This window comes from Tautonia sociabilis (genome assembly GCF_003977685.1).
Lineage (GTDB): Bacteria > Planctomycetota > Planctomycetia > Isosphaerales > Isosphaeraceae > Tautonia > Tautonia sociabilis.
In genome coordinates this window covers 86330-99886 of the sequence record NZ_RYZH01000016.1, presented here as the reverse complement: position 1 = coordinate 99886, position 13557 = coordinate 86330, and the positions used below count along the sequence as shown (strand labels likewise).

The 13557-nt window shown below is 72.3% G+C and carries 12 protein-coding genes; 7 read left to right on the top strand and 5 right to left on the bottom strand.

From position 1 onward, the window contains the following. Nucleotides 1–49: 49 nt before the first annotated feature. The 5 genes from TsocGM_RS10195 to TsocGM_RS10175 all read right to left on the bottom strand — a co-directional run bounded on the left by TsocGM_RS10195 (nt 50) and on the right by TsocGM_RS10175 (nt 5675). On the bottom strand, nt 50–982 hold the full coding sequence (locus TsocGM_RS10195) for a MotA/TolQ/ExbB proton channel family protein (RefSeq protein ID WP_233578710.1): 933 nt from the start codon (nt 980–982) through the stop codon (nt 50–52). Between the two features lie 316 nt (nt 983–1298). After that, nucleotides 1299–3194, bottom strand: a complete 1896-nt coding sequence (locus TsocGM_RS10190) for a cytochrome c peroxidase (RefSeq protein ID WP_233578707.1) — start codon at nt 3192–3194, stop codon at nt 1299–1301. A gap of 715 nt (nt 3195–3909) precedes the next feature. After that, nucleotides 3910–4236 carry a hypothetical protein gene (locus TsocGM_RS26475; RefSeq protein WP_199756750.1) on the bottom strand — a complete coding sequence of 109 codons (327 nt, stop codon included), beginning with the start codon at nt 4234–4236 and terminating at the stop codon, nt 3910–3912. A 111-nt stretch (nt 4237–4347) separates the two neighbouring features. Beyond that, a complete protein-coding gene (locus TsocGM_RS27600; RefSeq protein WP_126725207.1) occupies nt 4348–5310 on the bottom strand; it encodes a GNAT family N-acetyltransferase in 963 nt (320 codons plus the stop codon). 56 nt (nt 5311–5366) lie between these two features. Further along, a complete protein-coding gene (locus tag TsocGM_RS10175; protein WP_126725206.1) occupies nt 5367–5675 on the bottom strand; it encodes a Rieske (2Fe-2S) protein in 309 nt (102 codons plus the stop codon). Nucleotides 5676–6012: 337 nt separating this feature from the next. On the opposite strand from TsocGM_RS10175, the gene TsocGM_RS10170 reads away from it, so the two are divergent. From TsocGM_RS10170 to TsocGM_RS10140, 7 genes are all read left to right on the top strand, one after another. Next, a complete protein-coding gene (locus TsocGM_RS10170) occupies nt 6013–7572 on the top strand; it encodes a phytoene desaturase family protein (protein WP_126725205.1) in 1560 nt (519 codons plus the stop codon). 141 nt (nt 7573–7713) lie between these two features. Then, nucleotides 7714–8355 (top strand): PIG-L family deacetylase, encoded by a 642-nt coding sequence (locus TsocGM_RS10165; protein ID WP_391732097.1) that lies wholly within the window; start codon nt 7714–7716, stop codon nt 8353–8355. Nucleotides 8356–8577: 222 nt separating this feature from the next. Continuing rightward, entirely contained in the window at nt 8578–9075 is a 498-nt protein-coding gene (locus tag TsocGM_RS10160; protein ID WP_126725229.1) for a GNAT family N-acetyltransferase, read from the top strand. 133 nt (nt 9076–9208) lie between these two features. Next, entirely contained in the window at nt 9209–10444 is a 1236-nt protein-coding gene (locus TsocGM_RS10155; RefSeq protein WP_126725203.1) for a M16 family metallopeptidase, read from the top strand. A gap of 85 nt (nt 10445–10529) precedes the next feature. Further along, nucleotides 10530–11768: a M16 family metallopeptidase gene (locus tag TsocGM_RS10150; protein ID WP_126725202.1), complete on the top strand. Its 1239-nt coding sequence runs from the start codon at nt 10530–10532 to the stop codon at nt 11766–11768. A 143-nt stretch (nt 11769–11911) separates the two neighbouring features. Continuing rightward, on the top strand, nt 11912–12820 hold the full coding sequence (locus tag TsocGM_RS10145; protein WP_233578702.1) for a cobalamin-binding protein: 909 nt from the start codon (nt 11912–11914) through the stop codon (nt 12818–12820). Between the two features lie 95 nt (nt 12821–12915). Then, nucleotides 12916–13467, top strand: a complete 552-nt coding sequence (locus TsocGM_RS10140) for a hypothetical protein (RefSeq protein ID WP_126725200.1) — start codon at nt 12916–12918, stop codon at nt 13465–13467. The last annotated feature ends 90 nt before the right edge of the window (nt 13468–13557 follow it).

The window sequence follows — 13557 nt, the reverse complement described above, 5'->3', positions numbered from 1 at the left end:
GGGACGGGACTCGGGGCGGTCCGGGTCCGGGTTCGGGTCCGGGTCCGGGTCAGACGGGACGGGACTCGGGTCGGGCGCGTTCGGCGGCGGTGAGGCCGGGGGAGGCCCGGCGGTCGGCGCCGGACCAGCTCTCGGCCGAAACCAGCTCGATGACGCGGCGGACCTGCTCGTCCATCTCCCGGACGAGGCCGTCGACCCGGCCGAGCAAGACGTAGTAGGCCACCACCGAGACGATCGCGATGGCCAGGCCGAACGCCGTGGCGACCAGGGCCAGGCTGATGCCCTGCGCCAGCGCCTGGCCTCGGGCCTCTCCCGCGTCGGAAGGAGTGCCGAGGGCGTCAAACGCCTCGATCAGACCGACGACCGTGCCCAGCAGGCCGAGCAGCGGGGCGAGCGTGGCCGTGCCGTTGAGTGCCCGGATGTTCCGCTTCAGGTCGGCGACCTCGGCCCGGGAGTCGGCGTCCACCGCCTGCCGGATCGCGGTCGCCGGCTGACCCCAGTATCGGATGGCGTGGCCGAAGATCCGGGCGATGGGGCTCTCGTGGGCCCGGCACAGCTCGGCGGCGCGGTCGCGGTCGAGCTTGCCGGTCGAGAGGCGGTCCAGAAACCGCTCGACGAACTCCCTGGGGATCACTCGTCCTCGGCGGAGGGCGATCATCCGCTCGAAGGCGAGGCCGAGCGTCGCCACCGAGCAAAGGACCAGCGGGATGAGCATCGGGTTGGCGTCTCGGACCAGCGCCGCGACGCTCTCGGTCCCAACCCCGGGGATCCCCCCGATCCGGCCCTCCTCCTCGGCCTCGGCCTCAGGCTCGGCGTCGGCCTCGGCGGCCTCGACCTCGACGGCGGGGAGAGGGGGGGGATCGAGCCCATCGAGCGGTCCCTGCGGACGGCCGATCGCCCGGGGAGTGGCCGCCTCGAGCAGGGCCAGGACCAGGACGAGCCGAGGCCCGAGGACGTTCCTTCGGCCTGCTCCCATCGGCATCGGGCACCCTCCCGGTCGGTCGCGATCGACCCGCCCCGTCCCTCGGGCCGCCTCCTGGTCGCTCCGCTGGCCCAGGACCGGACGATTCTAACGGACCCCTTCCGGCTGTCAATTCGGGCGGTTTTTCTTGATCGGGGCGAAGGTGATCCGCTCTGGCCGCCGCATGGAATCCGCACGTACACCCAAACCAGGTCCGGGATGCGCCGGGAGCCGAGCTGGCCCCCCGCTCCCGATGTCCGGGAGGAGCTTGACCAATGGCGTCCCCGATCGTGCCGTCGTTGCCGACCGTCCCGAAGCGGGGGGGGAACAGGGAGGCTCAGAGGGTTTTGAGGTACTCGATCAGGTCGGAGAGCTCTTGCTCGGTCAGCTCGCCGAGGCCGGTGACGAGATCGGGGGCGTGATCGCCGGTGAGGACGTCGCGGAGGGTCCGGGCTCGGCCGTCGTGGAGGTAGGGGTCGTGGTCGTAGACGCCGACGAGGGTGGGGGGGTTGTAGCCCTTGTAGACGTCCCGGCGGTCTTCGAGGCCGACCAGATGGATCTCGCCGTCGGTGAACTCGGGGCCGGAGTGGCAGGTGTCGCAGGCGGCCTTGGGAGAGGAGAAGACGACCCGGCCGCGCTCGGCCGCCTCGGAGATCGAGCCGTCGGGGCCGACGAACGGGTTGCGCGGGCGTTCGAGCGTTTCGAGGAAGGCGATCACCGCCTGGACCTCCTCGTTGGTGGGGGGCTTGCCCTGCATGCTCTTGGTGAACGACTCGACCATGGCGTCTTCGAGGCTCGACTGCCAGCCGTGCCAGGTCCAGGGGCCGGTCCGGGTGACTCCCCGCAAGGTGGGGACGTCCTTCTTGCTCTCGATCGACGAGATGTTGGAGAAGTGGTGCCAGCCGTCGTTCATGGTGTCCCACTGCTCGCCGTTGAGATGGCCCTCGCTGTGGCAGGTGTTGCAGCTATACCACTGGTTGAAGGACCGGGTGGCGTCGTGGAAGAGCATCTCGCCGCGGCGGGCGAGGGAGAGCTCCTGAGGGCCGCCGAGGTCGATCGCGCCGACCAGGGTGCCGGCCTCGGCGTCGATGACCTGGACGGCGTTCTCGAAGTAGTTGGCGGCGTAGAGGGTGGTCCCGTCGGGGGAGAAGGCCAGCTCGGTCGGCCGGCCGCCGACCGGGACCCGGCGGAATCGGCCGTCTCCGCCCAGCAGGGAGAAGTGGATCAGGTCCCGGGCTCCTCCGGTGCGCCAGGGGAGGCGTCCCCGGTCGGTGCGGAGCAGCAGCACCTCGTGCGTGCCGCCGGCCGCGATGGCGATGAAGCGGCCGTCGGGGCTGAGGGCCAGGCCGTGCACGTCGCCGACGGCCTGGCCCTGGGGGTCGAGCGACTGGGTGGCGTAGTCGTCCTCGGCGCTGGCCAGGGGGACCCGGGTCAGCCGCTGGCCGAGGACCCAGCCGAGGTCGATGTTGCGGTCGGTGGTCGCCAGGCCTCGGTTCTCCATGTTGGCGACGTACCCGAATTCCCCCGTCGGGTCGATCGCCACCTGGCGGAAGTTGGCCCCCCCTCGGATGGGGATGGTCCGCTCGACGGTCAGATCCGCCGTGCGCACGATCGTCATCTCGGCCGACCGGTTGTTGCCGACGAGCAGGCGATCTCCGTCGGGGCTGAGGGCCAGGCCCCTCGGCTCCCGGCCGACGGCGACCCGGCCGGTGATCTCGGCCCGGTCGAGGTCGACCCGGACGACCTCGTTGGCCACGCCGACGGTGACATAAGCGGTCGAGCCGTCGGGGGTCATCGCCACTCCCCTCGGCTCGGGGCCGACGGCGACTCGGGAGACGACCTGAAGCCCCTCGTCGCCGACGGCCAGGATCGCCAGGTCGTAGCCGAACCAGTGAGCGACGGCCCCTCGGCGGCCGTCGGCCGAGAGGGCGACGGCGCAGGGCTTCTCGCCGGTCGGGATCTCGTCGAGGACCATGCCGGCCTTCGGGTCGACGAGCGAGACGGAGTTGGCCGTCTGGTTGGCGGTCAGCAGTCGGGTCCCGTCGGCCGAGAGGGCCAGGGCGACGGGAGAGCGGTGGGGCTCCGCGGCCTCTGCCGATCGGTCAGGAGCGGCCTCGTCGCCGGGGGAGGCTGGGAGCATCGCCGAGGCCATCGGCAGGGCGAGGCCCAGTAGCAGCAGGGCGACCGGCGGCAGCGGGGCGAATCGGGAGATCGGGCGAGACGTCTCGGTCACGGGTCGCGCTCCTCCGGGTCGACGGCCCGCGTCGGGCGGGCGAGAAGGCGGGCGGGGGGCGGTTCGAGGGATCGGCCAAGGTCCGGTCGCTCGGGGGATGGATCTCGCCAACCCCCTCGAGCCGGACGCGATGGCGGCTCTCCTCCCTCTTTCGGCGAGGTTCCGGGGCGATCCGGCCCGGGTCGTTCGCGAGTCGAGCGCGACCGAATCCGGGAGCGGGCCCGGGGACCCGGCTCGGGGAGGCCGCCAACCGATTCGTCCCCTCAGCATACGCGCCGGCGACCGGAGGCGACAAGCGAATCAGGCCTCGAGCCGAGGGCGGGCGTCGGAGAGTCCGGGATCGCGATTCCCCGGCCCTCCCGACCGCCGTCGCCGGCTCCTGGCCCGCCGGACCGGGGAGCGTCTCCTTGCTGAGCCTTGCGCGGAGAGTCGGCCGGGACCGGCTCGGCAGTGCGCCAGGGACGTTCGTCCTGGCCTGGCTCCCGGTTCTCGGATCCGCCTTGCTCTCGGATCCGCCCGGTGCTCGGATCGGTTCTGCTCTCGGATTCGTCCTGTTCTCTGAACGGTGGAACCCAAGCACGGTGTGCTCCGCACGGTGGAACCCAAGCACGGTGTGCTCCGCACGGTGGAACCCGAGCACGGTGTGCTTCCGATCCTCGATGAGCGGCCACCGTCGAGAGGGGCGGAATGCGAGGCACCCTCGATCCGATCGGGGTCAGTCGGCTGGATCCATGGGTTCCTTGACGGATCGGACGAAGAAGTCCCCCTTGCCTCGGGCCTTGAGCTGGGCGGCGTGGGCCTCGGCGGCGGCTTTCTGGGGGTAGGGGAAGGTGGCGACGGGCCGGCCGCCGAGGTCGCAGACGGCCCAGACGACGCGCATCCGGGGCTGGGAGAGAGGCTTGCGGCGGGAATCCTCCAGGGGCCGGGGGGACGAAGGAGTCACCGGGGCCCGGGAGGCGGCCTCCCGGGCTCGGGCCTCGGCGGCCTCGGCCTCGGCGCGGAGGTCGCGGAGCGAGCGGGAGCGGGGGGGGCGTCGTGCCATCGAGGAAGGCTCCTGGGGAATGGGTCGATCGGGGGGAGTCGCGCGATGCCGGCGCCGGCGCCAGCGCCAGCGCCGGGCCGAGCTTTGGCCCGGTCGCCGGGCCGGAGTCCGTCAGAAGGGGTCGGATCGGTAGAGGATCGCCTCCTCCACCGGCTCGAAGCCGAGCGACCGGTAGAGGGCCAGGGCCGGCTCGTTCTGCTCGTCGGTTTGGACCGCCAGGGCGTGGATGCCTCGGGAGGCGTGGTGGCGGATCACTTCTCGGATCAGGTAGCGTCCCAGCCCCTGTCGGCGCCGGGAGGGGTCGACGACGACGTCGATGAGCCCGGCCCGGAGGCGGCCGTCCTGCCGCTCGAAGCCGTCCATGTCCCAGGTGGTCGCGCGGGCGACCCGGTGCCCAAGCGGGTCGGAGACGCGGAAGGAGGTGGCGAATGTCGAACCCAGGGCGAGGGCGTCCCACCAGCGCTCGAAGGAGGCGTCGGGCTCGACCTCCACCCGGTATCGGCGCCGGAGCAGCAGGGTCCGGGGGTCGAACGGCGGGTCGGACAGGCCCAGGAGGTCCAGCTCCAGCAGGACTGAGCGGGCGGAGGGGCGGAAGCCGCGGTCTCGGACGGCTCGGTGGAACGACTCGTGGGCGCCGAGGACGCCGGAGAACTCGCTGCCGCCGTAGAGGCCCCAGTAGAAGGGATTCAGCGGCGCCCGGCCGCCGGCGTAGACGACCTGGGCCCCCCGGTCGCGGAGGTCGCGCCGGGCGCGATCGACCAGGGCGACGCCGACCTCGGGGCCGGCCTCCGGCTCGATCACGAGCATGGCGACGGTCCCCATCGAGCGGTCGAGGCGGTGGGAGGGCCCTGCCGGGGAGACCGGCCCGAAGCCGGAGTGGGCGAAGCCGACGGGGCGGCCGTCGCGCTCGGCGATGAGCAGGCCGAGGGGGTCGTAGTCCAGCCGGCCCAGGGCCGCGTCGCCGAACTCCCGGGCCGAGAGCGGGCGGGCGACGCCGTAGCTGGGCGTCCCTCGGTTCCAGAGGTCGGCCAGCGCCGGGACGTCGTCGTTTCGGGCGGTGCGAAGGGTGGTCACGGCGCGTCCCTGGCGGCTCGGATCGGGGGGCGGTCGTCGGGGGCAGGAGGGGGGCCTCAGGGGATCGCAACGAGGATCTCATCGCCGTCGATGCGGACCTCGAAGGTTTCCTGCCGGATGCGCTTGTGGGTGGTGCTCTGGCCGGTTCGGACGTCGAATTGCCAGCCATGCCAGGGGCAGGTGACCACCCCTCCCTGGCAGAGGCCCTCGGCGAGCGGGCCTCCCTGGTGGGCGCAGATGCCGTCGATGGCGAAAACGCCGTCGTCCAGGCGGAAGAGGGCCACGATCCTCCCCTGGTGCTCGACTTCCATCGCCCCCCCCGGCGGCAACTCCGACAGGCGGGCCAGCGCGACGAACCCCGGCATCTTAACCCTCCCCAGGCGAGACGTCGGCTCCGAATCCGAGCCAACTGCTAGTATAGGAACCTGGAGGGAATCGCAAGGCGAGAGCGGGGGAATTGGCAGGGGGGAACTTGCCCTGCGACAATCGGAGGCAGAGGGATCAGCAGCAGGGAGCGACTTGCCGACGCGACCGGTCGCTGGACCTGGATGCCCGCGCGGCCCCAGCCGTCGGGCAACCGGCGATCGCACCGGCCCGGGTCGCGTTCCGATCCCCGGCCGGCTCCCCGGCGCCTACACTCTCCCCTGAAGGCCTCGGGCCGATCGCAAGCCGAGGGCGTCTTGGGGTGGGTGCGGAGGGGAGATGGACGATCTCATTGTGATCGGGGGCGGCTGGGGGGGGCTGGCGACCGCCGCGCTGGCACGGGCCAGGGGCCTGAAGGTCACCCTGCTGGAGGCGCACACGAAGCTCGGCGGCTGCGCCGGCTGGTTCGACCGCGGGCCGTGGACCTTCGACGTCGGCGCGACGGCCCTCATGGGCCTGGGGCCCGACGAACCGGTCGGGGGGCTTTTGCGGACGATCGGCCTGCCCGTTGAGGCCGCCCAGTCCCCCTCCGTTCGCCTCTGTCTGCCCGACCGAACGTTGGATCTTGTTTCCGACTCCGCACAGTTTGAGCAGAACATCCGGCGCGTCTTTCCGGGCCGGGATTGGGCGCGGATCGGGTTTTGGAGGCTCCAGGAGGCCGTCGGCTCAGCGCTCTTCCGCGCGGCCAATCGCGTTCCGAGACTGCCGGTGCGCTCGGTCGGCGACCTGGCGTACGACCTTCGCGTGCTCGGCCCCGGCGGACTGCTGGCGGCGAGCACCTGGCCGCTTTCGGTGCTCGACGTGCTCCGCCTGCTCGGCCTGGCCGACGACGTTCCCTTCCGCTCGCTCGTCGCCATGCTCCTGCAAGACACCGCCCAGGCCGGGCCGGAGACGGTTCCCTTCGCCAATGCCTCGGCCTGCCTGCAGGCCTACCGGATGGGCATGAGCCGGCCGGTGGGCGGGATGCGGGGGATCGCCGAGGGAATCGGCTCCCGGTTCGAGGAACTGGGGGGCACCCTGCTGCGGGGGACGATCGTCGACCGGGTCGAGCCGGATGGCCACGGCGGATTCCTCGTCGTCACCCGGCGCCGGAAGCGGCTGGCGGCTCGCGAGGTCGCGTTCAACCTGCCGATCGAGCTGGCCGCTCGGCTGCTTGGGCGCACGCTCGACGGCCAGCTCGCTCGGCGGGAGCGGCGGAGCCGGGCCGTGTGGAGCGCCGTGACCGGCTACGTGGCGATTCGGGCCGAGGCGGTCCCTGAGGACGGTCCGCTGTTCTACCAGGTGCTCCGCGACTACAGGGCGCCGATGCACGATGGCAACAACGTGCTCATCTCCCTCTCCCCCCCCGGCGACCCGGGCTACGGCCCTCCCGAGGTCCGCGTGGCGACGATGTCCACCCACGTCTGCCCCGTGGCGTGGGAGGGGCTCTCGCACCAGGACCACGCGGCGGAGAAGTCGGCGTATCGGACCCGCTTGCTTGACGCCCTCGGCCGGGCCCTCCCCCGGGCCCCCGAGGCCCTCGTCCACGCCGAGTTCGGCTCCCCCCGGAGCTTCGCCCGCTACACCCGGCGGTTGCTGGGAGCCGTGGGAGGGCCCCCCGTGTCCCGGCGGAACAGCAACTTCCTGGCCGTCGGCTCCGACGTGCTCGGCCCGGGGCTCTGGATCGTGGGGGACTCGGTCTTCCCGGGCCAGGGAACGATGGCGGTGGTGCTCTCGGCGATCCGGGTGGTGGAACGCATCACCGGTCAGTCCTGGGAGCGGATGCGCCGGGAGCCGGCCGCGGCGGCGGCGGCGGCGATCCCGGTGGACGGCGGCGGCGTGCTCGCCCCGTTTCGCTGAGGCCGGTCGGCCGGGTAACTTGCCCGGTACCCTTGCCCCCGATCCTCATCCCAGCTCCGGAGCCGGAAGACCGCCGTGGACACGCCCCGATCGCTCGATGCCCTGGTTGTCTCTCCCCACCCCGACGACGCCGAGCTGGGCATGGGGGGGACGATCCTCCGCCTGATCCGCCGAGGATGGACGGTCGGCATCCTGGACCTGACCAGCGGAGAGCCGACGCCGCTGGGCTCGGTCGCCACCCGTCGGCGGGAGACGGCCGAGGCGAACGCGCTGCTGGGCAACCCCTGGCGAGAGAACCTGGGCCTGCCCAATCGCAGCCTGGAGCCGACGCTGGAGCACCGCCGGGCGCTGGCCGCCGTCTTCCGCAAGGTCCGGCCTCGGTTGCTCTTCGCGCCGTTCTGGGAGGACGCCCACCCGGACCACTCGGCCGCGACCAAGCTGGTGGAGGACGCCCGGTTCTGGAGCAAGCTCTCCAAGTCGGACATCCCGGGGGAGCCGTTCCACCCGAGCCGGATCCTGTATTACTTCAGCGTCCATCTGAAGATCGTCGAGCGGCCGAGCTTCGTGGTCGACGTCAGCGACCAGCACGAGGAGAAGCTGGCGGCCCTGCGCTGCTACCGATCGCAACTGGTGGACAACCAGCCGGAGGGCCGCCCCGGGGTGATCGACAGCGTGGCGGACCGGACTCGGTTCTGGGGGCACGTGGTCGGGGTCCGCCACGCCGAGCCGTTCGCCAGCCGGGAGCCGATCGGCCTGGCCGGGCTGGGGGACCTGCTGCTCTGACCGGCCCGAGGCGGCCGGGAACCGCGCCGAGGCGCCGAGCCAGAGCGATCCGGCATGGTATTCCCTTCCAGGCTCGGGGCTTGATAGAGTCAAAGAGAACAATCCGCTTGCGGCACGGCGGTCGCCGATCGGACGGCCCGGCCTGACGCGCCGGCCGGGTCGGCTCCCGGTCCAGTCGTTCGGTGGTGATGCAGCGTGCTGACCTACTACAAGCGGTACCGGATGGAGATCGACCTGTCGGGCGTCGTGCCCCCGGCGCTGCCGGCGCCGTACACCTGGAAGCCGTGGGAGGACTCGCTCCTGGAGGCCCACGCGGAGGTCAAGTACTTCTGCTTCCGGGACGAGATCGACGCTCATGTCTTCCCCTGCCTGGGGGACCGGGCCGGTTGCCGTCGGCTGATGCGGGAGATCCGGCGCAAGTCGGGGTTCCTGCCGGCGGCCACCTGGCTGATCGCCGCGCCGGGCGGCTATGTGGCGACGATCCAGGGGGTGATCGACCGCGATGGCTTCGGGGCGATCCAGAACGTCGGCGTCCTGCCCGAGTACCGGGGGCAGGGCCTCGGCCGGAGGCTGGTGGCCCGGTCGCTGATGGGATTCCGGGAGCGGGGGCTGAGCCGGGCCTTCCTCGAGGTGACGGCGGACAACGTCCACGCCGTCCGGCTTTACCGCTCGATCGGCTTCCGTCGCGTCAAGACGCTGTACAAGGCGGTGGGCGGGTGAGACGATCGGCCCCGGCCTTCCCGACGCCAAGCTCCGAACCTGGGGCGCACGGTCGCGCCTCCCCCGAGTCGCCCGAGATCGACCGGGCCGCGCCGGCCCCGATCGCGACCCGGCCCGAACCGAGAGGGACCCGATGACCGCCGAGCTGTTCCAGCACCAGTTCCCCAACGGCCTCGTCCTGCTGGCCGAGCCGATGCCTGATGTCCAGTCGGCCGCCTTCAGCTTCCTGATTCCCGCCGGCGCCGCCTTCGAGCCGGCGGATCGGCCCGGCGCCGCGGCGATGGTCGGCGAGTGGATCATCCGGGGGGCCGGCGACCGAGACAGCCGGTCGCTGCTGTCGGTCCTCGATGAGCTGGGGGTGGCGCACTCCGAGGGGGCGCAGACGGTCCACACCAGCGTCTCGGCCGCCGCGCTGGGGAAGAACCTGCTGCCGGCGCTGGGGATCTTCGCCGACGTCGTCCGCCGGCCGACGCTGGACGAGCAGGAGGTCGAGCCGATCCGGGCCCTCTGCCTCCAGTCGCTGCGCAGCCTGGAAGACGACCCCGGCTCGAAGGCGCTCACCGAGCTGCGCCGGAGGCATTTCGCCGACCCGTGGGGCCGATCGGCAATCGGCACGGTCGAGGGCGTGACGGCGGCGACTCCGGACGACCTCCGCGCCCACTTCCGCCGGGCCTATCGCCCGGACGGGGCGATCCTCGGCGTCGCCGGCGCCTTCGACTGGAAGGCGGTCAAGGACGAGGTCGCCCGCCTCTTCGGCGACTGGGAGCCGGGCGCGCCAACGGAGATCGTCGAGCGTCCCAGCGGCCCGAGCCGCTCCCACATCGAGCAGGAGACGCAGCAGACGCAGATCGCCCTGGCCTTCCCGACCGTGCCCGTCAGCCACCCGGACTACTACCGGGCCCGAGCCGCGGCGGCGATCCTGGGGGGCTACACCTCGGCCCGGCTGTTCACGGAGGTCCGGGAGAAGCGGGGGCTGTGCTACTCGGTCTTCGCCTCGTACGAGGCGTTCCGGGACCGAGCCGCCGTCGTCTGCTACGCCGGCACCGCGCCGGACCGCGCCCAGCAGACGCTGGACGTGACGCTGGAGGAGATCCGGCGGCTCGTCTCCGGCGGCGTCAACCAAGAGGAGCTGGACATGATGCGGGCGGGCCTGAAAAGCGCGCTGATCATGCAGCAGGAGTCGAGCATGAGCCGCTCCGGCTCGCTGGCGTCGGACTGGTACCACCTGGGCCGGGTCCGGCCGCTGGACGAGGTGGCCGCCGCGCTCGACGCGCTGACCCCCGAGGAGGTGGGCGACTTCGCCTCGGGCTTCGACCTCGACGCGATGACGATCCTGACGCTCGGTCCCGAGCCACTGCAACTCGGCTGAGCGCCCGGCCCGGCCCGGCCCGGCCCGTCCCGCCCTGCCTTGCCCCTCGCCCCCGCTCCTGGCTGCCTTCCCATCGGAGATCGCCGTGACCTTCCACCATGAGACGCTGCCCAACGGGCTTCAGGTGATCCTCGAGCGCAACGAGCGCGCCCGCTCGGTGGCCGCCGGGTTCTTTGTCCGCACCGGCAGCCGGGACGAGCCGCCGGAGCTGGCCGGCGTCTCCCACTTCCTGGAGCACATGGTCTTCAAAGGGACCCCCCGCCGAGACGCCCTGGCGGTCAACCGCGACTTCGACCGCATCGGCGCCCGGCACAACGCGCAGACCTCGGAAGAGGACACGATCTACCACGTCTCCTGCCTGCCCGAGTACCTGCCCGCGGCGCTCGACGTGCTGGCCGACATCCTCCGCCCCCGGCTCGACGCGGAGGACTTCGAGACCGAGAAGCAGGTGATCATCGAAGAAATCAAGATGTACGATGACAACCCGATGATGGTCGCCTACGAGGCCGCCAAGGCGGCCCACTTCAGCGGCCACCCGCTGGGGGGAAGCGTGCTGGGGACCGAGGAGACGATCAGCGCGCTGACCGTCGAGCAGATGCGCGACTACTTCACCCGCCACTACGGCCCGCCGAACGTGGTGCTCGCCGTGGCCGGCAACGCCGAGTGGGGGCTCGTCCTCGACCTGGCCTCCCGCCTCTGCGGATCCTGGACCGGCAGCGGCGTCCCTCGGGCCCTGCCCGCGCACCGGGGGGTCGGGCAGCCGAGGGCCGTGCTCCGCGAGGAAGACCACCAGGAGACGATCGTCGCCGTGGCCGACGCCCCCGGCCTGGAGAGCCCCGACCGCCACGCCGCCAGCCTCGTCGCCACCATGATCGGCGACCACACCGGATCCCGGCTCTACTGGGAGCTGATCGACCCTGGCCTGGCCGACGGCGCCGACCTGAGCTTCCAGGACTACCAGTCGGCCGGCGCCTTCTACACCTTCCTGAGCTGCGACCCTCCCTCGGCCCAGGCCAACCTCGACCGCATCGCCGAGGTCTACCGAGACTTCTCCGACGACGGCCCGACCGACGACGAACTGGAGCGCGCCAAGAACAAGGTCCTCTCCCGCCTGGTCCTCCGCGGCGAGCGGCCCATGGGACGGCTCATGCCGCTGGGATCCGACTGGACCTATCGCCGGGCCCACATCCCCGTCGAGAAGGAGATCGCGGCCTACTCGGCCGTCACCCTCGACGACGCCCGCCGCGTGCTGGAGGCGTACCCGCTCCTGCCGATGACGGTCGTCGCCGTCGGGCCGAACGTGGAGGTGAGGCCCCCGGTCTGAGGCGCAGACGCCTCGGCCGGCCACCCGCTTCCCCTGGCAGCCAACGGCGGATGTCGGATGCGAGAGGCCGAGGCCTCTCCGACGACGGAATTCCTCAGACGCGGAGCATCCTCCTCTTCCGCCGAGCACTCTGGAGCCCACGCATGAGGGTCGTCAGCCTGCTCCCGTCGCTCACGGAACTGGTCTGCGCCCTCGGCCGGGGGAGCTGGCTCGTCGGGGTGACGCACGAGTGCGACTTCCCGCCGGAGGCCGCCCTCCTGCCTCGGTTGACATCCAGCCGCATCCCTTCGGGAGGGACGAGCGCCCAGATCGATGCGATGGTCGCCCAGCAGGGGGGGAGCCTCTACGAGCTGGACCGAGAGGCGCTGGCGGCGGCCCGGCCGGACCTGATCCTGACGCAAACCCAGTGCGACGTCTGCGCCGTCAACGAGGCGAAGGTCCGAGACGTGGCCGCCAGCCTGCCCGGCCGGCCGAGGGTCGAGAGCGTCAACCCGACCGGGCTGCTCGGCGTCTTCGAGGTCTTCGAGCGAGTCGGCCGCCTGCTGGGGGCGGAGGCCGAGGCGGAGGCGCTCCTCCGCCGGTTCGAGGCGACCGCCCGGGAGATCGCCCGGCGCCGGGAGGGCCGCCCCATGCCCCGCGTGGTGCTCCTGGAATGGACCGACCCACCCTTCTCGTCCGGCCACTGGAACCCGGAGCTGGTCGGCCTGGCCGGCGGCCGGGAGATGCTGGCCCGACCCGGCGAGGCCTCCCGGCGGATCTCCTGGCACGACGTGGCCGCCGCCCGGCCCGAGGTGCTGCTGCTCGCCCCCTGCGGCTTCGACCTGGATCGGGCGCGGTCGGAGGTCGACGCGATCCGGCGGATTCCCTTCTGGGACGAGTTGCCCGCCGTCCGATCCGGCATGGTCACCCTCGCCGACGGCTCCTCCTTCTTCGCCCGACCGGGGCCGAGACTGGACGAGAGCCTCCGCATCGCCGCCGCGGCGATCGACCCCGAGCAGTGCGGCGACCTGGCGCCCCCTTCGGGATGGGAACGGCTGCACCTGGTCGTCTGACGATCGATCGGCCCGATGTTCCGACCCGACCCGACCCGACCGGATCGAATCGATGGATCCTCCTGACGGCGAGGCGATCGAGCGGAGGAGCGATCGTGGACGGCGAGAATCCCTACCAGGCCCCGGCCTCCCCGACCGGCCCCAGCCCCCGGCCGAAGGGCCCCGGACGACGGCCGGGCCGCCGGATGCTCGTCGGCTGGCTGGCGGTCCTGCTGGTGAACCTGCCGGTGCCGCTGATGTTCGGCTCCTGGATCACCGACCGGGACGGCACGATCGGCATGGGGGCGGCCGTGGTCCTGCTGGCGGGGGTCGGGGGCTGGGCGATCCTGCGATCGTTCCGGGTGGGCCTGGCGCTGATCGTCGGCGGCTCGGCCGTCGCCCTCTCCCAGGTCGTGCCAATGCTTCAATTCGTGGCCGGGATGATCGGCGTCAGCCTGGCCAAGGCCATCGGGCTGGCCGAGCCGGGGCCCTGGGAAGAGCCGACCGTCCCCGGGGTCCTCGGCGCGGCGGGAGGCTTCGTGGTGACGGTGGTGACCGGGACGTTGCTGCTGGCCGTCTCCCTCGGAATCGGCCTGGTCCTCCAGGTCATCACCCCCGGGCGCTGGTGGGGGCTCGACTCGGGCATCGGCCCGGATCCGAGTTCCTGAGGCCCGTTGGGGTGTCGTTCTTCGGGCCGGTCGCCTGAGAGACGCTCCGGGCCGAGATCGCCCCGGCCTGGTCCCCCTGAGAACTCGGCT